Annotated in this window: 20 protein-coding genes; 11 read left to right on the top strand and 9 right to left on the bottom strand. The window is 41.2% G+C overall.

Translation table 11 applies throughout. From position 1 onward, the window contains the following. Positions 1–3: 3 nt before the first annotated feature. Positions 4–813 (top strand): lipase secretion chaperone, encoded by an 810-nt coding sequence (locus H5186_RS05490; RefSeq protein ID WP_182794221.1) that lies wholly within the window; start codon positions 4–6, stop codon positions 811–813. Positions 814–951: 138 nt separating this feature from the next. Here H5186_RS05490 and polA read toward each other — a convergent pair whose 3' ends face one another. Continuing rightward, positions 952–3,687 (bottom strand): DNA polymerase I, encoded by a 2,736-nt coding sequence (gene polA / locus H5186_RS05485; RefSeq protein ID WP_182717677.1) that lies wholly within the window; start codon positions 3,685–3,687, stop codon positions 952–954. Between the two features lie 567 nt (positions 3,688–4,254). On the opposite strand from polA, the gene elbB reads away from it, so the two are divergent. The 3 genes from elbB (at position 4,255) to H5186_RS05470 (ending at position 8,258) form a co-directional block, all read left to right on the top strand. Then, positions 4,255–4,905 carry an isoprenoid biosynthesis glyoxalase ElbB gene (elbB, locus tag H5186_RS05480; protein WP_149982603.1) on the top strand — a complete coding sequence of 217 codons (651 nt, stop codon included), beginning with the start codon at positions 4,255–4,257 and terminating at the stop codon, positions 4,903–4,905. Between the two features lie 192 nt (positions 4,906–5,097). Beyond that, entirely contained in the window at positions 5,098–5,490 is a 393-nt protein-coding gene (locus H5186_RS05475; RefSeq protein ID WP_149982602.1) for a cytochrome c5 family protein, read from the top strand. A 188-nt stretch (positions 5,491–5,678) separates the two neighbouring features. Continuing rightward, the gene (locus H5186_RS05470; protein WP_182717676.1) at positions 5,679–8,258 is read left to right on the top strand and encodes a diguanylate cyclase domain-containing protein; all 2,580 of its coding nucleotides are present in this window, start codon (positions 5,679–5,681) and stop codon (positions 8,256–8,258) included. 47 nt (positions 8,259–8,305) lie between these two features. On the opposite strand, the gene rep is transcribed toward H5186_RS05470, so the two are convergent. After that, complete coding sequence (rep, locus tag H5186_RS05465; RefSeq protein ID WP_145238754.1) at positions 8,306–10,324, bottom strand: DNA helicase Rep; 2,019 nt, start codon at positions 10,322–10,324, stop codon at positions 8,306–8,308. A gap of 113 nt (positions 10,325–10,437) precedes the next feature. Here rep and H5186_RS05460 point away from each other — a divergent pair, with 113 nt between their 5' ends. The 4 genes from H5186_RS05460 (at position 10,438) to H5186_RS05445 (ending at position 12,619) form a co-directional block, all read left to right on the top strand. Continuing rightward, positions 10,438–10,710 carry a ubiquinone biosynthesis accessory factor UbiK gene (locus tag H5186_RS05460; RefSeq protein ID WP_145238407.1) on the top strand — a complete coding sequence of 91 codons (273 nt, stop codon included), beginning with the start codon at positions 10,438–10,440 and terminating at the stop codon, positions 10,708–10,710. A gap of 112 nt (positions 10,711–10,822) precedes the next feature. Further along, positions 10,823–11,029 carry a ParD-like family protein gene (locus H5186_RS05455; protein ID WP_149982600.1) on the top strand — a complete coding sequence of 69 codons (207 nt, stop codon included), beginning with the start codon at positions 10,823–10,825 and terminating at the stop codon, positions 11,027–11,029. Further along, positions 11,022–11,807 carry a type I methionyl aminopeptidase gene (gene map, locus H5186_RS05450; RefSeq protein WP_182758652.1) on the top strand — a complete coding sequence of 262 codons (786 nt, stop codon included), beginning with the start codon at positions 11,022–11,024 and terminating at the stop codon, positions 11,805–11,807. Before H5186_RS05455 ends, map begins: the two co-directional genes overlap by 8 nt. Positions 11,808–11,821: 14 nt before the next feature. Continuing rightward, on the top strand, positions 11,822–12,619 hold the full coding sequence (locus tag H5186_RS05445; protein ID WP_182784092.1) for a helix-turn-helix domain-containing protein: 798 nt from the start codon (positions 11,822–11,824) through the stop codon (positions 12,617–12,619). A 109-nt stretch (positions 12,620–12,728) separates the two neighbouring features. Here H5186_RS05445 and can read toward each other — a convergent pair whose 3' ends face one another. The 7 genes from can to ilvG form a co-directional block, all read right to left on the bottom strand. Beyond that, complete coding sequence (can, locus tag H5186_RS05440; protein WP_145238393.1) at positions 12,729–13,388, bottom strand: carbonate dehydratase; 660 nt, start codon at positions 13,386–13,388, stop codon at positions 12,729–12,731. Then, positions 13,388–14,581, bottom strand: coding sequence for a methyltransferase (locus H5186_RS05435; RefSeq protein ID WP_182717673.1), 1,194 nt, complete (start codon positions 14,579–14,581; stop codon positions 13,388–13,390). Before H5186_RS05435 ends, can begins: the two co-directional genes overlap by 1 nt. Positions 14,582–14,613: 32 nt before the next feature. Beyond that, on the bottom strand, positions 14,614–15,663 hold the full coding sequence (locus H5186_RS05430; RefSeq protein ID WP_182740394.1) for an ABC transporter substrate-binding protein: 1,050 nt from the start codon (positions 15,661–15,663) through the stop codon (positions 14,614–14,616). A gap of 156 nt (positions 15,664–15,819) precedes the next feature. Beyond that, positions 15,820–17,370, bottom strand: coding sequence for a threonine ammonia-lyase, biosynthetic (gene ilvA, locus H5186_RS05425; protein ID WP_182717671.1), 1,551 nt, complete (start codon positions 17,368–17,370; stop codon positions 15,820–15,822). 2 nt (positions 17,371–17,372) lie between these two features. After that, positions 17,373–19,229: a dihydroxy-acid dehydratase gene (gene ilvD / locus H5186_RS05420; protein ID WP_145238380.1), complete on the bottom strand. Its 1,857-nt coding sequence runs from the start codon at positions 19,227–19,229 to the stop codon at positions 17,373–17,375. Positions 19,230–19,344: 115 nt separating this feature from the next. Further along, the gene (ilvM, locus tag H5186_RS05415) at positions 19,345–19,587 is read right to left on the bottom strand and encodes an acetolactate synthase 2 small subunit (protein WP_145238377.1); all 243 of its coding nucleotides are present in this window, start codon (positions 19,585–19,587) and stop codon (positions 19,345–19,347) included. After that, positions 19,584–21,233 (bottom strand): acetolactate synthase 2 catalytic subunit, encoded by a 1,650-nt coding sequence (ilvG, locus tag H5186_RS05410; RefSeq protein ID WP_182740395.1) that lies wholly within the window; start codon positions 21,231–21,233, stop codon positions 19,584–19,586. Before ilvG ends, ilvM begins: the two co-directional genes overlap by 4 nt. Before the next feature lie 567 nt (positions 21,234–21,800). Between ilvG and H5186_RS05405 the strand changes: the two genes are divergently transcribed. Genes H5186_RS05405 through H5186_RS05395 form a run of 3 tightly spaced genes read left to right on the top strand, consistent with a single transcriptional unit; the run spans position 21,801 to position 25,790 of the window. Beyond that, positions 21,801–23,468 (top strand): phosphoethanolamine transferase, encoded by a 1,668-nt coding sequence (locus H5186_RS05405; RefSeq protein ID WP_182760682.1) that lies wholly within the window; start codon positions 21,801–21,803, stop codon positions 23,466–23,468. Beyond that, positions 23,461–23,835 carry a diacylglycerol kinase gene (locus H5186_RS05400; RefSeq protein WP_182717668.1) on the top strand — a complete coding sequence of 125 codons (375 nt, stop codon included), beginning with the start codon at positions 23,461–23,463 and terminating at the stop codon, positions 23,833–23,835. The genes H5186_RS05405 and H5186_RS05400 overlap by 8 nt, the downstream gene beginning before the upstream one ends. Continuing rightward, a complete protein-coding gene (locus tag H5186_RS05395) occupies positions 23,826–25,790 on the top strand; it encodes an LTA synthase family protein (protein WP_182767482.1) in 1,965 nt (654 codons plus the stop codon). The genes H5186_RS05400 and H5186_RS05395 overlap by 10 nt, the downstream gene beginning before the upstream one ends. Positions 25,791–25,806 lie beyond the last annotated feature (16 nt).

Raw genomic sequence — 25,806 nt, 5'->3', positions numbered from 1 at the left:
ACAATGAAGCAGTTGCTCATTTTAGTGTTAGTGATATCTATCACTAGCACAGCTATGATTTTTTTACTCAGCGACGATAAGCTTACAAGTGCAACGCCACCACATATCGATCAACCGATGGCAATCGATAGCATTTTTGAACACGTTATTTTAGCTAGCCAAGAGTCCGGTGAGTTTAGTGCTTCGCAGGCTCTAGAACAGTGCGAGAAGTTAGCTGCATGCGAAATCAATAGTGAGCTATTTAATCGCTACCTCAGCTTTAAAATAGCGCTGGCAGAGCTGCAGCAACAACTCGCTCATTTGCCGCTAAGCGAACAATTAATTGCAATGATCGCTTTTCAACAACGCTACTTCAATGCAGCTGAAATTAATCTTTTATTTAACGATGATAATGAGTGGCAGCACTATACAATTGCCAAGCTTGAAATTAATCAGAACAACCATATTAGTGATGAATTAAAGCAACAATTGTTATCTAATTTAGAGGGCGAGCAACCTGAGCGTATTACCCAGGCACTTAAACCTAGTAACGATCTAAAAGCTTTAAACACTGAGCTAAAAGATGCCCTGCAACAACAAGACTACAATCAACTAGCAGCGGAATTTGGCGATGCTGCGGCAACAAGGTTAATCGCTCTAGAGCAACAGCGCCGGCAATGGCAAACATTGAGTGAGCAACTCACACAACAAATTAAACAGTTAAAGCAACACTATGAGCCACAACAAGCAGAGCAAAAAATTACCCAGCTACTTGATGAGCATTTAACCACAAATCAAAAGCGACGGTTTTTAGTGTTATATCCATTGCATTAAATGAGTGACCTACTATAGCGTTAAGAAAGTAGCCGAATGGCCACCTTTTAAAAAAAACTGACTACCCTATTCACAGACATAAAAAAGCGCGGCTTCACTCAATGCAGCCGCGCTTATATGATTTAAAAAGCTCAGTGATTAATGGGCTTGTTGCCAATTATCTCCGCTATCAGCTTCAACCACTAATGGCACATCTAATTTCGCAGCATCAGACATTAACCGGCAAATTTCTGCGGTGTATTGCTCAACACACTCAGTTTTGATTTCAAATACCAATTCATCGTGTACTTGCATCAGTAATTTAACCGTATTCGGTGCTTGTTCATACACCCATTTGTTGACTGTTAGCATGGCTTTTTTGATGATATCAGCAGCGGTGCCTTGCATTGGTGCATTAATCGCAGCACGTTCGGCTCCTTTACGGCGCGCGCCATTACGGGCGTTGATCTCTGGTAAATGTAAGCGACGACCAAAAATAGTTTCAACATAGCCATTTTCAGCAGCTTTCTCACGGGTTGATTCCATGTACTCAAGCACACCAGGGAAACGTTCAAAATACTTATCAATGTAATGTTGCGCTTCATGGCGCGGAACATCAAGTTGACGTGCCAAACCAAATGCCGACATCCCATAAATTAAACCAAAGTTAACCGCTTTAGCTTTACGGCGCATATCCGTGGTTACATCTTCTAACTCAACACCAAACACTTCCGCAGCAGTTGCACTGTGTACATCAAGACCATTGGCAAACGCATTTAACAAGCCTTTATCTTGCGATAAGTGCGCCATGATACGTAGTTCGATTTGGCTGTAATCGGCAGCCACTATTTTATAGCCATCTGCAGCAATAAAAGCCTCACGAATACGGCGTCCTTCTTCTGAACGAATAGGAATATTTTGCAGATTAGGATCGCTTGAACTTAATCGGCCAGTTGCCGTTACCGCTTGATGATAAGAAGTATGCACACGCTTCGTTTGCTCATTCACTATCAGTGGTAATTTATCAGTGTAGGTTGATTTAAGCTTAGATAAACCTCGGTGCTCAATAATAACTTTAGGCAGCGGGTAATCGTGAGCCAACTCTTGTAGTACTTCTTCAGCTGTAGAAGGTGCGCCTTTTGGCGTTTTTTTAATAACTGGCAGTTCAAGTTTTTCAAACAACAATACTTGTAATTGCTTTGGTGAGCTTAAGTTAAATGGTTCACCAGCAATCTCATGCGCTTCTTTTTCCAGCTCAATTAAACGCTCACCCAAACGCTGGCTGTGCGCGGCAAGCATTTTGCTATCAATCGCAACACCGGTACGCTCAATATCTGAAATAACGCTGACAAGCGGCATCTCTATATCTTCAAATACCGATTTAAGCTTTTCATCGGCTGCAAGTTTCGGCCATAATACTTGGTGTAAACGAAGCGTAATATCCGCATCTTCTGCGGCATAAGGTGCCGCTTTATCAAGTTCGATTTGATTAAATGTCAGCTGCTTTTTACCTTTACCAGCAATGTCTTCAAAACTGATATTTTTATGGCCTAAATATTTTAGCGCCAACGAGTCCATATCATGGCGAGTACCAACACTATTAAATACGTAAGATTCAAGCATAGTATCGAATTTAATACCCTTTAGCTCAAAACCGGCATTAGCCAATACACTCTTATCATATTTTAAATTTTGACCAACTTTTGCTTTGTTTTCATCAGCTAAAATTGGCCCGATCTTCGCCATCACCGTCTCTAAACTTAACTGTTCGGGCGCGCCAGGATAATCATGGGCAACCGGTAAATACACGGCTTCGCCAGCTTTAACAGCAAAACTCATCCCGACAAGTTTAGCTTGCATGTAATCAAGGCTGGTTGTTTCAGTATCAAAGGCAAATAGTTCAGCGGCATTTAATTGCTCGACTAAAGTATCTAATTGCTCTGTTGTCAGGATTGTTTCATAGTGAGCATCAGCCACTTGCGGTAATTCATTCGCTTCACTGGGGACAGCCAAGTGAGTGTCTGCATCTTTTGGATTATCTAATAACTCAGCTAACCAGCGACGGAACTCACACTCGCCATACAAGGCAATCAGTTCATCGCGATTTGGCTCTTGCAATTTAAAGGTATCTAAGTCTGATTCAACTTCAACATCGCATTTAATGGTAGCCAGTTCATAACTTAGCGGTAAATGATCGACTGCGGCGGCAAGCTTTTCGCCGATCTTACCTTTGATCTCATCAGCATGATCAAGCACACCTTGTAATGATCCGTATTTTTGTAACCACTTAACCGCCGTTTTAGGGCCGCATCCATCGACACCTGGGATGTTATCTACTTTATCGCCCATCAAAGCTAAGTAATCGATGATCAGTTCAGGACCAACGCCAAATTTTTCAACCACAGTGTCTGGATCAGAAATACTGTCGGTCATGGTATTGATCAAAGTGACATGCTCATTCACTAACTGAGCCATGTCTTTATCACCGGTTGAGATCAATACATGGCGCTGCTGCTCTGAAGCAATACGGGCAAATGTACCAATCACGTCATCCGCTTCAACACCCTCAATACTAATAAGCGGAAAACCCATCGCCCTAATAATATCGTGCAGTGGCGCTATTTGCGTGCGCAAATCATCGGGCATTGGCGGGCGGTTGGCTTTGTACTCACTGTACATATCATTACGGAAAGTTTTACCTTTAGCATCAAAAACCACCACCATATGGCTTGGATCATACTGTTTGATCAGGCTTTTCATCATGTTAACAACGCCATAAATAGCGCCTGTTGCTTCACCTTTTGAGTTAGTTAAATGCGGTGGTGAATGATATGCACGGAATAAGTAGGAAGAGCCATCGACTAAAATAAGTGGATTTTCAGGGATCTGAGCCATGATGTAATTGGATCCTAAATGAGAGAAAACGAAATATCTGTAAGCATGCCATAAGGGCACGCATAAAACGACTGTGAATTAAGCTTTGTTTAAACCGTTAAATAAGAGTAAGTTGTGGATAACTATGTAGATAACACCCACAAGCTATTCCTCCAAAGTAATTTAAAACTACTTAGAAACAAGTTAAGTGTATGTTTTGTTTTAAAAAGATAATACGAGGTTCTTTTTTTATTATTTTTATCACAATGTGGAAAAACATTTTATTGCTTTGCTTGATTGTGGCTTTTTACAACTAAAAAACGGTTAATTCATTCCTTATAAATAACCGGACGAGCATTCTATCACAATGGATCAAAGATCATAGCGATCCTTTATAATTTTTTCCTATTAGCCAACTTAAAAAAAAGCATATAGCGCGTTTTTGCTCTGCCTCGAGTGGATTGATCAAATAAAAATAATCTTTAACTCATCATTATTGATGATCACAAAATGATCTTAATAAGGCCATAACAGTCAGCAAAAGTCATGCTAAACTGACTTTATGAATAATAAATAAGGGCATAGTATATGAAAAAAATAGCTGTAATTTTAGCAGGTTGTGGAGTTTATGACGGTGCAGAAATCAACGAAGCCGTATTAACGTTATTACATATTGCCAAAGCCGGAGCAAGCTACCAGTGTTTTGCCCCTGATATTGAGCAATTGCACACGATCAATCACCTGAATGGGGAACAAATGACCCCTAACCGGAACGTATTAGTCGAAGCGGCACGCATTGCCCGTGGCGATATCAAAGCGTTAACACTGTTAGATGCTAATGACTTTGATGCTTTGATTGTGCCTGGTGGATTTGGCGCGGCTAAAAACCTGTGTGATTTTGCGATCAATGGTGCGCAAGCACAATTAAACCCTGAAATGCTCCGTGCTGCTAAAGCATTTGCGAATGCCAAAAAACCAGCAGGATATATGTGCATTGCTCCAGCAATGATCCCATTGATCTACAGTGCTGGCGTAAAAACCACTATTGGTAATGATGTTGATACTGCCAACGCACTACAAAGTTTAGGCGCTCAACACATTAATTGTGCAGTAGATGATATTGTAATTGATGAGCAACATAAACTCGTAAGCACTCCAGCTTACATGTTAGCGCAATCAATTTTAGATGCTGATGCAGGTATTGAAAAACTAGTCGCTGCGCTTTTGAAAATGAGCTAATTAGGTGCTAAAAAAACCGCAAATCAGTCATTCTAAAGTAGCTGCTTTGTTGCGCTGGCGCAAAAAAATAGTGTTTTTTCATAAGAAAAATACATCGTAGCGTTTTATAAATTGCGGCTTAGCGTTATAATCGTTCTAAATTCCGTCATCTATCGTGATTGATCACGTTCAAATCGAAGTGAGCAAGGCAAAATGAAAAAACTATCAGCAGCATTATTATTGCTAGCAACCACCGCATACGCACAGCCATATGATAACTCTATGACTGAAGATGCGATCAAAAAACGTATCGCGCCTATAGGTGCCGTTTACTTTGAAGGCGATAAAGCAGCAGTTGCTGAAGTGCCAACAGGTCCTCGTACCGGTGAACAAGTTTACCAAGGTGCGTGCTTTGCATGTCATGGTACTGGCGCACTTGGTGCACCAAAATCAGCAGATGACTGGGCTCCACGCTTAGCGAAAGGCGCTGACACGCTTCTAAGTCATGCAATTAATGGTTTTAATGCAATGCCACCACGCGGTACATGCATGGATTGCTCAGATGATGAAATAAGCGCAGCTATTGATTTTATGAGCAAAAAATAATACTTAATTCTGTACTGTTTTTTTATTAAGGCTGATTTTTATCAGCCTTTTTCATTATAAAAATAAATATCCCCACACCTTTATCACTACTTATTATTATCATTTTCTAATACTATTGGCCGCTTGACGATTAACCAAAAAAGTGAAAATATAAGTCCAATAAATATACAATAATAAAAATCGGTTTAATGTCACTGGAAGATATAACAGCTTTACTACATAAGCTGGAGCATAAAAATAATCGTTTAAAAGCTCTAGTCCAAAAGTATAAGCAATCCCACCACTTACAAAATGCCCTGATCCAATTATCAGAGCAAGCTAGTTCTGTTGCCGAATTAACGCTACTTTACCCTGCTATTCATGATATTTTGCAAGATTATATGCCAAGTAAAAGTTTTTACGTGGTGCTGTTAAATCAATTTAGTAACACCCTTGAACTCTCTTACTTTGCTGATGAAAAAGATGGTATCTCTGTGCCACTTAATCAAGATAATAATTTTATCCAAGGTGTCACTGGGTATGTTTTTAAACAAGGTAAAACCACCTACTTCCAAGGTGATGAAATGCAGGCTGCTGCCAACAAGGGGTTATTTAAATTACTTGGCACACCAGCAGAACATTGGGTAGGCGTGCCGGTATACCGAGAACAAAGCATTATTGGGGTGCTTGTCGCACAAAGTTACGATAAACAACAAAACTACTCTGAGCAACAAATCGAGCTATTAGAAGTAATGTCGCTCTACTTATCAACGGCTATCGAGCGGGTAAAAAAACGCGAACTATTAGAGTCTGAAGTAAAAATAAGAACTCGCGCATTAACGCAAAGTAATGAAGCACTTAACCTCGAAGTAGAACAACATAAAAAAACCCTCGCACGGCAACATATTCTGTTTAAAATTTCAGAGCTAGCGACGCAAACAAAGCATATTGATGAAGTATATCAACAAGTACATGAAATAATAAAATCAATAACTTACGCTGAGAATTTATACATTGCATTGTATGATCGCGAAACGGGTTGGTTAAACTTTCCGTACTGTGTGGATGAATATAGAGATAACACTCAACCGCGCCCTTTCGCCAAAGGTTATAGCGAATTAGTGTTACGTACCGAACAAACTCAACTCATTGATTGTACCCGAGCACAAAAACTGCTCAAATCCGGTGAAGTAGAAAGACCAGGGCAAGTCAACACTTCAAACTCAGCAACTAGCTGGTTAGGTGCGCCATTAAAAACAGCGCAAGGTGTGATTGGCTTAATAACTTGCCAAGCCTACAATCATAAGCATATTTTTAATCAAGACGACTTTGAATTAATTACCTTTGTATCGCATCAAATAGCGACTGTATTACAAGCACATTTAGCTGCTCAAGCCTTAAAACAAAGCCATCAACAATTAGAGTTTCGAGTTGCTGAAAAAACCAAAGAGATCCTCCAAACCAATATGCATTTACAAATGCAAATTGAAGAGCGCAAAAAAATAGAGCAACAGCTTTATCATGATGCCCACCACGATCCACTTACTGGCTTGCCTAATCGCAGTCTGTTTTTAACCCAATTAGAAAAAACTCTACAGCATTATCAACGTTACCCTGAACAACAGTTTGCTGTGCTGTTTATTGATTTAGACAAGTTTAAGGATATTAACGATCAACTTGGTCATCAAGCCGGTGATCAGTTTTTAATTAGCGTCAGTGAGTCTTTTTCACAATGTATTCGGGAGCACGATTTACTTGCGCGCTTAGGTGGCGATGAGTTTGTAATTTTATTAACGCACTTAACCGATCGCCAACAAGCCGAAGATGTTGCTAAGCGATTAATTGAACTGATGAAAAAACCATTTTGTATGAAAGGTATTTGTGTACAAAGTGGTGCCAGTGTCGGTATTACCTACTCAAAAACAAACTACAAGCACACGGATGAAATTATTCGTGATGCTGATGCTGCCATGTATTATGCAAAAAATGCTGGTCGCAGCCGGTTTGAGTTTTACCATCCACTGCTTAGTGCCGGCACAAGCCCATATGAGTTGGAAACCAGTCATCACTTAGACTCTTTACCAATGCATTTTCGCTGCTCTGAAATTATTACACTTGATGAACAGCATCAATCAGAATCATTGCTTGAGGCATTTGGCGAACACCCAGTACTTGGCAGCACCAGTTTTGAAATATTAAAGAAGTTTGCCGCTGATAAAGCACAACAGCTGGAAGTGGAATTACAGTTATTAACCAAGGCGTGCCAGCAGATCAAAACGGCACAACTGCAAATGGTGTTATTCCCTTGCTCGGGTTTATTACTGGAGAAAAATGAATTTCAGGCGTTATGCTTAACAATGCAAAAGCACAGCATAACAAAACAAATTTGTTTATTATTTAACGAACAAGAGATCCGTTACGCTTCAGCGGTGCAAATTAGTAATTTAAAAATGCTAAGTGAACAAGGCTATTCGATTGGCTTAAATGATTTTGCTAAAGATCGCTGCGAACTTAATTTACTTTGCGATCTTAATTTCGATTATTTATTACTTAGCTCTACCTTTAGTAAGCGAGTGTTACAACAACAAAGCTTTGATTTACAACTACAAGGTGTACTAGCAATAACTAAGATAAAACAAATAAAAGTAATCGCGAAAGGCCCTTCAATATTAAATTATAGAGCCTTACTCGACACTCATGGTTTATCGCTATTTATTGGTAGGCAGCATGCAATTAGTTCCACAGCAACACTCCCAGCTGACTCTTCGAACGAGCAAATTTTAAATTAACGATATGCGTCGCGGATAACCAGTTTATTATCCGCAGTTTAGATGAACTACTCAGGCTTTTTCAGCATGGCACGTAAATTAGCGACTCTGGCTTGGCCCTTTTCCATTCGTTCGGCTTGCGTATTTGGCGCTTTTTTATTTTCAAATGCTAAATCATCTTGCGGTAGCTCTTGTATAAAGCGGCTCAACTCGGTTTGTGATGTTTCGCCAAATTGACGACGAATTTTTGCATAGGTCATGGTCAGCTCTTGCTGAGCACGAGTGATCCCCACATAGGCTAAGCGACGCTCTTCATCAACGTTTTCTTCATCAATACTTACTTGATGCGGTAATAAGCCCTCTTCCATGCCGACCATAAATACGTAAGGATACTCCAAGCCTTTAGAGGCATGTAACGTGAGTAATTGCACCGCATCGGCTTCATCTTCTTCTTCGTTACGTTCTAACATGTCACGCAACGTTAACTTACTCACCACTTCAGCAAGCGTCAACGGCGGATTATCCGCATCACCTGTGAGCATATCTGTGATCCAACGGTACAACTCAGAAACATTCTTCATGCGCATTTCTGCGGCTTTCGCACTCGGTGATGACTCGTATAAATAAGCTTCGTAATTTATTTGTCTGACTAAATCTTTTACCGCTTCAAGGGTATCACCACGTACCGCATTATCTGACAGCTCAACTACCCAACGTGCAAATCCGGCCAACGAGTTTAAACCACGACCTTTTAAGCGATAACCTAAGTCGTTATCAAAACAGGTGGCAAATAAACTGGCATGTTTTTCATTGGCTAAGGTACCCAACTTTTCCAGCGTAACTGTGCCTATTTCACGGCGCGGAGTATTCACAATACGTAGAAACGCATTGTCGTCATCTTGATTCACCAATAAGCGCAAGTACGCCATTATATCTTTGATCTCAGAGCGTGAGAAAAACGACATTCCGCCACTGATCTTGTAAGGTATTCGGTTACTCATTAACGACTTTTCAAAGCCACGCGCTTGGTGATTACCACGGTATAAAATAGCATAATCTTTATAACTGGTGCGTTTCATAAATTTATGCGAGATGATCTCAGCGACGACCCGCTCTGATTCATGCTCTTCATCACGACAGCCAATCACTTTGATCGGCTCGCCATTTTCTAACTCACTAAACAGTTTTTTATCAAATTCATGAGGGTTATTGGCAATCAAGATATTAGCAGCTTTTAAAATACGCTTCACACTGCGATAGTTTTGCTCAAGCTTAATGAGCCGTAAACCTGGAAAGTCTTTGCTTAATAACACTAAGTTTTGTGGTCGAGCACCGCGCCATGAATAGATTGATTGGTCGTCATCACCTACCACGGTAAAACGCGCACGCTCACCCACAAGCAACTTAACTAATTGATATTGACTGGTATTGGTATCTTGATATTCATCCACCAGCAGGTAACGGAAACGTTGTTGCCAACGCTCACGCGAGGTTGCATTATTGATCAGTAATAAGGTGGGGATCATGATCAAGTCATCAAAATCCAAAGCATTATAGGCGCGTAACTGGGTTTGATAACGCGCATACAATTGCGCAAATAGCGCTTTTTGTGGCTCTCGCGCTTCGCGAATCGCTTGCTCTGGTAAAATAAGCTCGTTCTTCCAGCTGCCTATTTGCATTTTTAATAGATTGAGTAAATCTTTGTCTTTTTTTAGCTCTTCTTCAGTTAAGTCAGCAATTAATTGCCCGGTATCTTGATCATCAAATAATGAAAAGCCTGGTTTAAAACCCAGCGTTGTTAGTTCTTTTTTAATGATCTCAAGGCCTAAGGTATGAAAGGTAGATACCCACAAGCCTTTTGACTCTTTTTTACCTAACGTTTGAAAAACTCGCTCGCGCATCTCTTTCGCCGCTTTATTAGTAAAGGTCACCGCGGCAATATTACGTGCTTGATACTCACATTTTTGTACTAAGTAAGCGATTTTATTAGTAATTACACGAGTTTTTCCTGATCCCGCCCCCGCCAGCACTAGGCATGGACCACTAATATATTTTACCGCTTCATCTTGTTTAGGATTGAGTTTCATATCGACCAAAGAGATTGCATTAAAGACGGGCAATTTTAACGTAATCACTACAATACGCCTAGCCAATAAGGTAACATTAGCCATTATCATTTACGCGACAGTAAGGGACAGACATGATCAACCCAGCAAAACTTGAAGAAATTGCCAAACAGATTTCCAGTAACATGCCGCAAGGCGTTAAAAACCTTGCCGATACGTTTGAAGCAAAAACCAAACAAGCTATTCAAAATAAGCTTGCTGAGATGGACTTTGTCAGCCGTGAAGAATTTGATGTACAAAGCCAAGTACTAATTCGCACCCGCGAGAAGCTCGTTGCATTAGAAGCGAAAGTTGCACTACTTGAGCAACAACTCAGTAGTAATAAGCAAAGCGAGCAACCCGAATAATACCGTTTTAGTTATTACTTCAGGCAGCTTCGGCTGCCTGATTTGTTTTACGCCTTGCATACACGCGAACACCTATATACGATACGTATACGTTTTATATATAGGCACTGTTATGGGTATCGTAAAAATCAGCGATCAACTGCACGAAGAGATCCGCAAAGCCAGTACCACTATGGTACGATCTATAAACTCTCAATCTGAATACTGGATAAAGATAGGCATGCTAGCTGAGCTTAATCCAACCATGACCTACGCCGAAATAATCAAACAGCAACTTGCACAAGCCGATGTAACAGCTGGAGAATCTTTGCATGAGTGAAATAATTATTAAAACTCCCGCACAAATAGAGCTAATGCGTGAGTCTGGTCGCCTACTGGCAAAGGTGTTTGCCTATTTAGATCAACAGGTCAAAATCGGCATCACCACAATGGAGATCAATGATTTAGTAGAGCGCTATATTGTTGATGAACTTGCTGCACGTCCTGCCAGCAAAGGCCAATACGATTATCCTTATGTGTTAAACAGCTCAGTAAATGAAGTAGTCTGCCATGGTTTTCCAGACTCTAAACGCGCATTAAAATCAGGCGATATCGTCAATTTAGATATTACCCTTGAGAAGAATGGCTTTATTGCCGATTCAAGTAAAATGTATATGCTTGGTGAAGTGTCTCCGTTGGCCAAGCGCTTAGTCGAAAAAACTTATCAAGCAATGTGGCAAGGCATCAAGCTCGTAAAACCGGGAGTGAGGTTAGGCGATATAGGCAACGCTATCGCTAATTTTGCCCATACTAATGGCTATAGCGTTGTACGTGAATACTGCGGACATGGTATTGGCGAGCAAATGCACGAAGAGCCGCAAGTTTTACATTATGGTAAACGCAATACCGGCGTTGAACTTAAAGAAGGTATGACCTTTACCATTGAGCCGATGATCAACCAAGGGGCGGCAAAAGTAAAAACTAAGCCGGATGGCTGGACTGTGGTTACTCGTGATAAAAAGCTTTCTGCGCAGTGGGAGCACACCATTGTCGTCACCGCTGACGGCTATGAGGTACTGACTTTACGCGAAGAAGAAATCGCTATTGCGACGATATAAGTCAGGTTAACACCATGGCCATTTTATTAGTAAATGATCCATTGCCCCATTTGAGCTTTCAAAAATTCGCACCCGATCAACGCTTAACTGATTGGGTGCAGTGTTATTGGAAAATAGGTTCAACAACCACACAAACAGCACAGTTATTTAAAGAAAAGCTCTACCCTGATGCAGGCGCAAGCCTAACAATTAATTTTAGCAATGCGACACCCGTTATTACCTTCGCATTTAATCGTCAAACGCAGGCAACAACTTTCAGCAATCAGGATTATTTAGTCAGTATTCGTTTTGCGCCTACTGGTGCTTATCACTTATTAGGTATAACGCTACACGAGTTAGCTGAAGAAAATTATCTACTCGGTGAAGATTTTACCCCAAGCTGGTATCACAGTTTAATAGCATGTGTTGAACAAATGCAAAGCAGTCCACTAACCAGCCAACTGTATTTACTCGAGCAGTGGTTACTCAGCCAAGCAATTAGCAATCAACTCGTAAAAAGCAATACCATTAAAGTGATCAAGCAGCTTATTCAACTCAATAATTCCACCAGCTATGTAGGCAAACAACTTGGCCTGACACGTCGTACTCTTGAGCGCCGCTTAAAAAAAGAAGCCGGGGTTAGTCCAGCTCAATTACAGCAATTTTACCGACTAAAAGCCGCACGCACGCTTCTAGCTGACAGCCAAACACCGATAACAGATATAGCCTTGCAATGTGGCTATTATGATCATGCTCACTTTTGTCATGCCTTTCATAATTTTACTTTTGAAACACCACTGCAATATCGCAAGCGAAAAACACCGAAAGTATAGAGGGTGTTTTCACCACACAAAAAACACATCGACTTAGCCTTTAAAACTAAGATTACAATTACTGAAGGTAGCCCGTGCCCAGATAGGACGCAGTGCTTAGGTTACGTACTTATTCTACTACGTAACGTTCAAACACTTTAAGCCCAGCACTTTTATAGTTAACATCAACTTCATCGGCACAAGTAACGACTGACTCTAAGTCGTGTAAGTGACCGTTTGCTAGACCATAAACCCAACCATGAATAGTCAACTCTTGGCCACGCTGCCATGCTTCTTGGACGATATTAGTACGGCATACATTGCGTACTTGCTCAATTACATTCAATTCAATCAAGCTATTGAGACGATCTTTTTCTGCGAGTGCATTGATCTTTGAGGTGTATTTTTCTTTTACATCACCGACGTGACGAAGCCAGTTATCAATTAAACCAAACTTAGCATCTTTGAGTACTGCCTGAACACCACCACAGCCATAGTGACCAACAACCATAATATGTTTAACTTTTAACACTTCAACGGCGTACTGCATCACTGATAAGCAGTTATGATCGGTATGCACCACCACATTCGCCACATTACGATGAACAAATAGCTCACCCGGCATTAGATCAACGATTTCATTAGCCGGTACGCGAGAGTCCGAACAACCAATCCACAAGTATTCTGGGTTTTGCTGCATGGATAGAATTTTAAAAAATTCTGGATCATCTTTACACGTTCGTTCAGCCCAGCGTTTATTATTTTCAAATAAGTTTTTTAATTTTCTCATTACATCTCTTTTCTGTCTTTGACGGTAGCTTGGATCAAGATATTACGTGGCGTTAATTGTTTTTCGCAAAACGTCTGCACACTGACTTGATAACCTTGTTGTTGCAAATATAAAGCACGATCGAGCACAAGCCAAACCTCAATTGCTCTTCTAAACACATGACGGACCAGTTCGATACGTTCAGTGACTTTTTTGCGCATTTCGCCTTTTTTTAAAAATGACTCATAATCAATACCTTGTGGTATATCTAGCGCCTTTTTCTCCGCGGCCCATGCACAAAAAGCTTTAAATGAATCTGAAAAAATAGCTTTGTTAACTGAGGGCACACTGACGTAGTTTTGTTCGCTGGTGAGACTTTTGCGTAAAGCATCAAAACCCAATCGCCATTGCACTTCAGTTTTACGAACTTTATCTACCCGAGAAGGCGCTGTCACCGTCTCTTGTAGTGCTAATTTTAAATCACGATGCGTTAACTGCAGTTGACTACGCTTACCGGCATCGCTCATAGCTTGATAATCATTCGGGGTGAATAAGTGATAGCAACACGGCGATAGACTGATTTTTTGCGTTTGCGCGCTAGCCGCGTTACTCATAAACGTCTGATGTAACGCTCCGCAAGCATGCAGCGCTACGGCATGTTGTGCTTGTTGAAAATACTCAGTTACATCATCTTTAAGTACATCTGCTTGGCTAAAGTGCATGGCTAACCCTTGTTGCAGAGCACTTTGCTGACCTTGTTCACATAAATGTTGTTGCAGTTCGATGCTGTGCACACTCGGCGCACGGTTAAATGCCAGCATACGTCCTAAATGGCCTTTCCCTGCACACCATTCTAATACAGGTAATTGTGATTCTTGGCCAAGCGCACAGACAAAATCTTGCAGCTGTGCAAACTTGCGCCCTTTAATACCATTGCTGATCCAAAACGGATATTCGCAACGCGTAGTGGAGGCTTGAGGTAAGTCACACAATGTAGCTAAGTTATTGACTACGGGAATATACGGGCTAAAAAATTGATACAAGGCATCTTGATTGCTATCGAGTTCAGCAACTTGTTGATCGCTCAACAGCGTTAATGGTTGTTCTAATTCAGGCCATGGCAGCTGATCAAAATCGAATGCAGTGCATTGCCAATAGTGGCGAGTACTATGTAATAAGTTATCTAGGGCTGTAAACTGCTCAGCAAGGCTCATGTGATTTTAGCGATGGTCATTTCATTTATGCATTATACGCTTTTTCTGAACATCAAGCGTAAATAAAGTGGTATCGATAACAAACTAATTATAATTGCTGTAATAAGCATCCACGACATTTTAATTTTTTCAGGTTCAACATACTGGTAAATAAAGCCATCTTGCGCCTGATTAAAGGCATCTTGCTCAATCCCGTATAGATCAGCAATCAACCGCCATTTCGCTATCGACATAGATCCTAAATTAGTGCCAGGTGGTAAAATATAATCACTCAATACTTCAGCTTCATAGGCAAGCTGAGAAAAGCTTTTATCAGGTGCGTATTGGTGTTGAGTTAATGCAATTGTTTCATCCATATGCATCATTGCATAGCGCCAGCCCTTTAAGCTGGCCTGATAAAATGCTTCAACTGTTTGCGGATGTTGTTCGAGCATATTTTCTGTGGTGTAAAGAATATCGCTATAAACATTAATTCCATACTTCTGCGGGCAAATAAGTCTATAGTCGATGCCTTGCTCACGCATTATATACGGCTCATTAGTCACGTACACTTGCATCGCATCAATACTCCCAGCTAACCAATCCGTAATGCTGTTACCACTTTCATAAGAAGGTAAATTATTTGTTTGGATACCACTGCGTTCGAGCATTACCAATAATTCGGCATTTTCTTTGCGGCTGATACTGCTAAGACGCTTATTGACAAAATCCCGAGGATGAAAAATATCGGAGCTTTTTTTTACCATCCAACAATAAGGAGAAAATTGTAAAATAGCAGCCATTGCCACCAAGGGTTTACCTGCGATCCGTTGCTGTAAAATACCTGAGTGCCCGACCCCGAAGTGAGCTTGGCCAGCCAACACTTTACTAAAGGTATCTGGGTTCTCAGGATCTGCCGGTAAAATAGTGACGTTTAGCCCTGCCGCTTTGTAAAAGCCTTGTTGCTGAGCCATATAGTAACCAGAAAATTGAAATTGATGCGTCCACTTTAGTTGTAAAGTCACATCCGCTGCCGCAACACTTTGCCCGCTGAGTATAAGCAAAGTAGCATAAAGCTGAAATTTCAGTCCTTTTAATGACAAATCGTAATCTAATTAGTTGGCTAATATTGCTATAACTATAAACCCAAGACATTGAGTTTGCAAAGAGACAAAAAAGCACCTAAATTGAGGTGCTTGCTTATACTAAAACCACCTCAAGCTACAGAATTCGTATCTTGAGGTGGTTTTAGTATATATTTAATTATTAACCGCTTTCACCCTATCAATGGGACGTTGAGTAGTTAAAAATTGGGTAAAACATGGATTCAGTGTTTCATCTTGCACACTGTAACCTAAGCGATTTAAATGCTCGTTGAATACCTCATACTGACTAGGCTCAATCGCAAACCCTGCTAATACATTACCCATCGAACCACCATGATTACGATAATGAAACAAAGTAATATTCCAATTGCTACCTAAGGTATCTAAAAAGCGCGCTAGTGCGCCTGGATATTCAGGAAACTCAAAGCGTAATAACCGCTCATGCATCTGCTCAGGTGCTTTACCACCAACCATATAACGAACATGTAATTTAGCCAGTTCGTTATCTGATAAATCACAAAATTGATAGCCATTGGTGGTTAAATCAGCTGTCAGTTCATCTAACTCTTGCTGACCTTGGCGCAGTGCAACACCAACAAATATTTGCGCTTCACCAGGGCCTGCGTAACGGTAGTTAAATTCAGTAATTGCGCGACCACCTAATGAGGCGCAAAACTGTTTAAAGCTGCCTTTTTCTTCATTGATGGTTACTGCTAACAACGCTTCGTTTTTCTCTCCCAGCGCAGTACGCTCAGCCACATAACGTAAGCGGTCAAAGTTTAAGTTTGCGCCAGATAACACAGCTGCTAAATGCAGCCCTTTTTGGCCTGTTTGCTGACACCATTTTTTCAGCCCAGCCGTTGCCAGCGCACCTGATGGCTCAGCAATCGCACGGGTTGAAACAAAAATATCTTGCATCGCCGCACATATTTCATCACCGGTTACAGTGACTACTTCATCACAAAACTTTTGCGCCAAACGAAAGGTTTCGGTACCAATAATTTTTACCGCAACACCATCGGCAAAACTGCCAACCCGTTCAAGCTCGACGGGTTTGCCTGCTGCAAGTGCCGCTTGTAAACAGGCACTTTCATCAGCTTCCACACCGATTACTTTTATATCTGGGCGCAATGACTTTATATACACGGCCATACCAGCAAGTAAGCCACCACCACCAACTGGAATAAATACCGCATCAAGTTGATTAAGCTGCTGCATTAATTCACGTGCAACCGTGCCTTGCCCTACAATTACATCAGGATCATCAAATGGAGGAACAAATATGCCGTCGCGCTGCTCAGTAAGTTCTAGTGCATAAGCTTTGGCAGCATCAAAATGATGGCCATGTAAAACCACTTCGCCACCAAGCGCACGTACCGCATTGACTTTGATTTCAGGGGTCGTCACTGGCATTACAATCGTTGCTTGATGCCCTAAGTGTGACGCACTGAGCGCCACCCCTTGAGCATGATTTCCAGCTGAGGCAGTGATCACCACTGAACCGGCTGGCAGTTTAGCCAGTTTGTTGTATGCACCACGCAGTTTAAACGAATAAACTGGCTGCTGATCTTCGCGCTTTAGCCATACTTGATTACCAAGACGAGCACTGAGTTCAGCCATTTCGCTAACCTCAGTAACTTTTGCCAGTGGTTCCATATTGGCTTGGATAATAGCGCGAAAATAATCGAGCTCTTGAGAAACCATAATTAACTAAGCTCCTCCAGTTTGGCTAAATCACGCACCGCGCCTTTATCAGCACTGGTTGCAAGTAGCGCATACGCTTTTAGCGCAGATGATACATAACGTTCACGATCGAGTGGTTTGTACGCTTGTTTACCACGAGCAAGTTGCTTTTGCTTACGCGCTTCAAGTTCTTCATCTGTTAACGCTAACGTGATTTCGCGGGTAGCGATATCGATAATAATTTTATCGCCGTTTTCAACATAAGCAATGGCACCACCACTGGCCGCTTCTGGTGAAACGTGGCCAATTGATAAACCTGACGTACCGCCCGAGAAGCGACCATCGGTTATAAGTGCGCACTGCTCAGCCAAACCTTTTGATTTTAAGTAACTGGTTGGATAAAGCATTTCCTGCATGCCAGGTCCGCCTTTCGGTCCTTCGTAGCGAATAACGACTACGTCACCGGCTTTTACTTCGTCATTTAAAATGCCTTCAACTGAATCATCTTGTGATTCATACACCACGGCGGTGCCTTCAAAGTGTAGCATTTCATCAACCACACCCGCGCTTTTCACAATACAACCATCAACAGCTAAATTACCCGATAGTACGGCTAAGCCACCATCTTGACGAAACGCATGTTCAACGCTACGGATACAACCATGTTCACGGTCATTATCGCCTTCATCCCAACGACATTCTTGGCTCATTGCTTTGGTGGTGCGAATACCTGCAGGTCCCGCTCGATAAAACTTTTGTGCGGCTTCGTTGTTTGGATCAGTGGCATCCCATTTTTTAACTAGCTCTGCCATAGTCATACCAGCAACATGGTTTACCGACAGATCCACTAAGCCCGCTTTGCCAAGCTCGCGAATTATTGCCATCATGCCACCTGCACGATGCACATCTTCAATATGGTATTGCGCGGTTGCAGGCGCTACTTTACATAAGAAAGGTGTTTTACGAGATAACGCATCAATGTGCGACATATCAAAATCAACACCGGCTTCTTGCGCGGCGGCAAGTAAATGCAATACGGTATTTGACGAGCCACCCATAGCAATATCAACCACCATGGCATTCATAAACGCGGTTTTATTAGCGATAGCACGCGGCAAGACTTCTTTATTATCTTTTTGATAATACTCACGGCATAAATCAACAATTCGTGCACCGGCTTCGACATACAGTTGTTTACGATCTTTATGAGTCGCAAGTGTAGTGCCGTTACCAGGTAGTGCGAGGCCAATTGCTTCTAATAAACAGTTCATTGAGTTGGCGGTAAACATGCCCGAACACGAGCCACAGGTAGGACATGCTGAGCGCTCTACTTGCTCTGAGTCAGCATCACTTACTGATTCATCAGCACCTTTTACCATGGCATCAACTAAATCTAGTTTGATATCAATATTGGCAAGCTTAGTTTTACCTGCTTCCATTGGGCCACCAGACACAAAGATTACTGGAATATCTAAACGAAGTGCCGCCAGCATCATTCCTGGGGTGATTTTGTCGCAGTTAGAAATACAGATCATTGCATCGGCGCAGTGACCATTTACCATGTATTCAACTGAGTCAGCAATTAAGTCGCGCGATGGTAATGAATACAACATACCGCCGTGGCCCATGGCAATACCATCATCAATGGCGATAGTATTAAATTCTTTTGGCACACCACCCGCTTGAGTAATGGTTTCTGCCATAAGCTCACTGAGTTGGTTAAGGTGCACATGACCCGGTACAAATTGCGTGAATGAGTTTACAACCGCAATAATCGGTTTGCCAAAATCGCTATCTGTCATTCCTGTTGCACGCCATAATGCACGAGCACCTGCGCGCTTTCGACCTTCAGTTGTTGTTGCACTTCTTAATTTAGCCATAGTTACCTCAGTGTTTGCAGTTACTTTTAATATGTAACTGACATCCTCATTCTTAAATTTTTATTGCTAAGGGGAAAAGACCCAATAGCCCTGTTGATTTAGTTTTTACAGCAAACTACATTGCTTGCTGTTGTAAATTTTCTAGCGTTACTTGCTTAACGTCCACCAGCTTATTGAGCTGTGTGGTTAATAAGTGAATTGGCTTATCACTGTCGACCGTCATAGCCACATGGTAATGACCATCATCCATATTCAATTGAAAATGGGTTAAATCAAAACCACGATGACGAACTACACGCAAAAAGCGCTCAACGGCGATACTTTGATTTTTTAAAGCGACTGTTAAACTGTGTTTCATTTTCCACTCTCCGTCATCATTTCGTCATTCGCGGCACCCGGCGGTACTAGCGGCCAAACATTTTCTTTATCGTCAATACAGGCATGTACTATATAAGGACCTTTACTATTTACTAATGCTGTAATTGCATCATCAACTTGGTTAGCGTGGGTGATCGTTTGCCCAGCAATACCAAATACGGCAGCCAATTGCACAAAATCAGGGTTATCTGATAAATCAGTTTCAGAATAACGCCCTTCAAAAAATAACTCTTGCCATTGACGAACCATACCTAAACGTTGGTTATCCAAAATTAATATTTTTACCGGTAAATTGTTACGACGAATAGTGGCTAACTCTTGAATGTTCATCATGATTGAACCATCACCAGAAACAGTGATCACAAAATCATTTGGTCGAGCGACTTGCGCACCAATGGCCGCAGGTAAACCAAAGCCCATAGTGCCTGCGCCACCACTACTTAAATGGTTGCTTGGATGACTAAACTTCATATGTTGTGCCACCCACATTTGGTGCTGACCAACATCACAACACACAACGCCTGTACTTGGCATCCGCTGGCTTAGTTGGCTTAATAAATACGGGGCATATACTTTTTCGCCCGGATAGTCATAACGCCATGCATGTTCAATCATCATCTCTTTGGCATGATCACGCCATGCTTGTTCAGTTACAAAGCACTCTAATTGCGGCAATGAGGTTTTTAAATCAGCAACTAATGATGCTTTAACTGGTTTACGCTTACCAATTTCAGCAGCATCTATATCTAAATGGATCACTTTTGCTTTAGCCGCAAACTTGCCTAAATTGCCTGTTACACGGTCATCAAAGCGCGCACCGATGCATACTAGAACATCACACTCTTGTACCGCTAAATTTGCAGCTTGGCCGCCATGCATACCTAACATACCTAAGTTATATTCGTAATCAGGTAATACACTGCCTAATGCTTTTAGCGTTGAAACCGCAGGCATTTGGGTTTTTTCTAAAAATTGCATTAGCTGCACTTGCGCATCAGCCGCCTGTACACCGCCGCCAACATAGGCAACAGGCCGTTTGGCTTCGCTTAATAGTTGGTTAGCAATAGCCACTTGCTTTAAATCTAACATCGGTAAGTAATCATCAGCCGCAAGCCAAGGATGAAAAGGCACTTGCGCCATTTGAATATCTTTTGGTATATCTACTAACACAGGGCCTGGACGACCTGATTGCGCTAAATGCATGGCTTCTTGCAGTATTTCGGCTAAATCTTCAGGACGTTCAACCATATAACTGTGCTTAGTGCAGGATAATGACATACCTAATACATCAATCTCTTGAAACGCATCAGAGCCAATGGCAGCAGTTGGTACTTGGCCTGTGATCGCAAGTAATGGTACTGAGTCCATCATCGCATCAGCAAGCGCGGTGATTAAGTTAGTAGCCCCAGGGCCTGAAGTCGCAAAACACACCCCAAGTTTACCCGTGCTACGAGCAAAACCAACAGCAGCAAAACCCGCACCTTGCTCATGACGAGTGAGATAATGTTTAACCGGCGCACCATACAGCGCATCGTAAATTGGCATGATTGCCCCACCAGGGTAACCAAATACTTCTTTTACGCCGTGTTTGGCTAATAAATCAATTGTTAACTCTGCGCCTGTCATTAAATAATCCTCATTCCTCAGTGACATATCTATACTTAACTATTGCTAAACCCTGAAACTAAAAAGCCCCCCGACTGGTTAAGTGCGGGGGGCTTTTATAATGCTTTACGTATTTTTAAAGCACTAAGTAGCCCCCGCGGTAATAATAATCACCACGACGTTAATAAGGACTAGGTTTAGTGCGTTTGTAAGCATGTAATAAATACCAAAATTTGTTAATTTACGAAGGAATTGCAACTCCCCCGCTGTCTTTTTATATTAGTACCGCGATGGGAGTGCTAAGTCAACCTTAAAATCAATCTAAAAAAACACTCACCAATCAATTTTAAAGGCATAAAAATCCAATATGTAAGCCTAAATAGATTAATTTTCCTAATATATGAAGCTATTGATATTTCATACCTCGTTATAACCAATTACTGGTTTGATTAATTTTTGACGAAATCACAATAAATCATTCTTTTTTAAATCACCTCATTCAGGAAATGACTAGTTACCCTTAAGTGTTTCTTAAGTCTTGGACTCTACCATGCAGGTATTAAATTATTATTATTGAGTTCTCAATTTATGTTGGTAAGCCAATTTCTCAGCACAGGTTTTAAAAAGCGCTTCTACATTACCTGTAGCGCCAATACTTTTATCATCGCATTAGCATGTTATTACTGCTTAATCATCAATATCCCTTTTATGCATGGTGCATTTAACGCAATCACCACATTGCCCTCTTTTTCGTGGTTATTTTTACTCTCAGTGCCGTTACTGTTGCTGTGCTTATTAATTATTTTCTTTTCATTCTTATCTAGTCGCTGGCTACTCAAACCAATTAATTACATATTATTGTTAAGCTCGTGCGCCGTTCTTTACGGCACTTTAAATTATGGAGTGGTATTTGACTATTCTATGATTCAAAACACCTTTGAAACTGACGGTCATGAAGCGGCAAGCTATCTTAACTTGCAATTTATTATATTCTTTTGTTTGTTCGCCTTACTGCCGCTATTGGTTTTAATCAAAACCAAGGTTCGCTTTAGTCTGGTTAGCAAAGAGCTGGTGAGTCGTTGTAAACTGCTACTGGGCTGCTTTGCCTTAATCGCCGTAATTGTATTGAGTTTTTATGCCGACTATGCCGCTACCGGACGTAACAATCAATTATTAAAGAAAGAGTTAATTCCATTCCAATATTTAAGCAGTGGCTATAAATATATTCGCGATCAATGGCTGGTCTCTGACGAACCATTTCAAATTTTAGACCCAGCACCAGTACTAAGTGCATCACAACACACTCAAGTAACCGTTATCGTGGTAGGTGAAACAGCACGTGCTGAAAACTTTGCTTACCAAGGCTATACACGCGATACCAACCGTTTCACTCGACCTTTCAAAGTAACGTACCTGAACAATGTAGCATCCTGTGGAACCGCAACAGCGGTATCGGTCCCTTGTATGTTCTCACAACAAAACCAAGCTGAGTTCTCACGTAACGAAGCTGATAACCAGCAAAATATTCTCGACATTGCCCAAAGCGCTGGCGCTGATGTGTTGTGGGTTGATAATAACAGTGGCTGTAAAAATGTCTGTAATCGCGTTACCAACATTACCATCAAGGTAGATAACTCTGCACTTTGTGAACAACAGCATTGCTATGACGAAGCGTTACTAGCACCACTTAAACGTAAACTAGCTAATTTAAGCCAAGCTAATACGGTCATTGTATTGCATATGATGGGCTCTCATGGACCCACTTACTTTCAGCGCTACCCAGATCAATTTAAGCAATTCACACCAACCTGCGACCGCAGTGATATACAAAACTGTAGCACTGAGCAGTTAGTTAATACTTATGACAACACCATAGCGTATAGCGACTACGTAAATTCATTAATGTTAACCGAACTAAATAACTTACCTGACAATATTGATAAAACCTTTGTATATATTTCAGATCACGGTGAGTCGCTCGGCGAAAATGGCGCCTACTTACATGGCTTTCCGTATAGCTTTGCTCCTAGTGGCCAAACCCATGTCCCTATGTATATGTGGGCTGCCAAAGGCAACCAACGTATTACAGAAAGTTGCTTAAAGAGTGTTGATCAACAACAAGCTGCTTCTCACGACAATATATTCCATACATTAATCACTCTAATAGGCATCAAAAGTAAAGCCTATGAACAGTCTTTAGATTTAGTAAGTAACTGTAAAGCAATTAATAAAAAAGTGAAAAACAATAATGAATAATTCGAAAACGGTACTCAAACGCCAAGGACTACTACGCCTTTTATTTACCTTACGCCATACTTTCAATGGCTTAAAATGGATGACGCGATTTGAAGCTGCATTTCAGCAAGAACTCGCGCTATTTTTATTACTTGGAGTGTTTGCGTGGCTGGCGAATATTCCCACCAGCGATAAACTTATTTTAATTGCCAGCTTGCTGTTTGTACTATTCGCCGAGTTAGTCAATACCGCGATTGAAGTGGTGGTTGATCGTATTGGTACAGAACATCATGAACTCTCTGGGCTGGCTAAAGATATTGCCTCTGCCAGTGTATTTATAGCAATGATGATTAGCACACTGGTTTGGTGGGCTATTTTATGGGCATAACTGATAAATTTAGTCTTGCGCAACTACAAAATAGACTCGGTCCATATTGGGTATTGCTAACATTTTTTAGTTTATCGCTAACTATGTTAACCCTGGCTCGTTTTAGCTTAAGTGTATGGCAAGGTGAGCGAGTATTTAGCTCTCATGCTTGGCTAAATATTTTTGTTGGCGGCTTGCGCGTTGATACGGCTACCTTAAGTTATATTTTAATGCCGGCATTGTTGTTGATAATTATCAGCACATTAGTCTCTAAACAGCAGCTTATTCGTGGCATCATTAAATACTATTTATTGCTAATGACCGCGTTGCTGATCTTCTTTGAAGTGATCACTGCGACCTTTATTAGTGAATATGATTTGCGTCCAAACCGCTTATTTATTGAATACTTAATATACCCAAAAGAAGTCTCTCGCATGATTTTTGCGGGGTATAAAATAGAGGTATTCACCACTTTATTATTCTTGATCGTTGGGGTAAAACTGGCTACAAAAGTTTTTACCAGCCAATGGCGTAGCCACTGTCAGTTGCCAATCATAAAACACTCCTTATTGGTGATTAGCTTACTGTGCTTAACCGTTCTAGGTGCACGTAACTCACTAGGTCATCGACCGTTAAACCCTGCAATGGTGGCATTCTCAACTGATCATTTACTTAATGATCTTAGTCTTAACTCGTTGTATAGCGTAGCCTTTGCAATTAAACAACTCAGTAATGAAAAATCAAGCCAAGACTTTTATGGCACCATGGCCGAAGAGGAATTATTAGCCTTAGTACGCGCGAGTATGCAAAATGAGCAAGCTGTTTTTAACGATGCCAGCGCACCAACCAAAACCTTTCATCAAGCGGCGTATCAAGGGAAGCCCAAAAACTTAGTTATCATTTTGCAAGAAAGTTTAGGAGCACGTTATGTGGGTACTTTAGGCGGCTTACCTTTAACCCCTAATATAGATAAACTTTATCAGCGAGGTTGGGGGTTTGATAATCTATACGCCACGGGCACACGCTCAGTTCGCGGTATAGAAGCGGTTATTACTGGATTTACCCCCACCCCTTCTCGCGCAGTAGTAAAGCTTGATAAATCGCAACGTGATTTTTTTACCATTGCTGACTTTTTAAGCAAACAAGATTACCAAACCCAGTTTATTTACGGTGGTGAAAGCCACTTTGATAATATGCAAAGCTTCTTTTTGGGTAATGGTTTTCAACACATTGTAGATAGTAATGACTTTGCCAATATTGATTTTAATGGGTCATGGGGTGCATCGGATGAAGACTTATACAACCAAGCAGATATAGAACTCACCAAGTTGCAGCAGCAAGGGCAGCCATTTTTTAGCTTAGTATTTTCCAGCTCTAACCATAGCCCGTATGAGTTCCCTGATAATAAAATTGCACTTTACGATAATGAAAAACAAACTCGCAATAATGCAGCAAAATATGCCGATTATGCGCTAGGCACCTTTATCGAAAAAGCAAAGCAATCAAGTTACTGGGACGATACCGTCTTTATAGTGATTGCTGATCATGACTCGCGCGTATCGGGAGCAAGTTTAGTACCGATTGATCACTTTCGTATTCCTGCGGTTATTTTTGGTAAAGGTATCAATGCCAAGCGTGATCATCAGTTGGCTAGCCAACTTGATATTCCTACGACATTATTATCATTGATTGGAGCCAGTGGTGAACATCCAATGATAGGTCGCGATCTTACGCAGCCAATCGCAGATAATAAACAACGCGCAATGATGCAATACGATAAAAACTTTGCCTACATAACCGGTAATAGTGGTCAAGGTAATAAGGTTGTAATTTTACAACCACAAAAACCAGCAACCACTTATATATACACACAAGATAAATTAGTGCCCACCAGCAACGACCCACAATTGGTGAAAAAAGCACTGGCACATGCCAATTTAGGTAATTTAGCCTATCAAAAGAGTTGGTATCATTAATCTATAAGCCTTGCTA

This window comes from Pseudoalteromonas sp. SG41-2 (genome assembly GCF_014164535.1).
Lineage (GTDB): Bacteria > Pseudomonadota > Gammaproteobacteria > Enterobacterales > Alteromonadaceae > Pseudoalteromonas > Pseudoalteromonas rhizosphaerae.
Note: the sequence above shows the minus strand (reverse complement) of the source record. Positions and strands in the feature narration are given on the sequence as shown.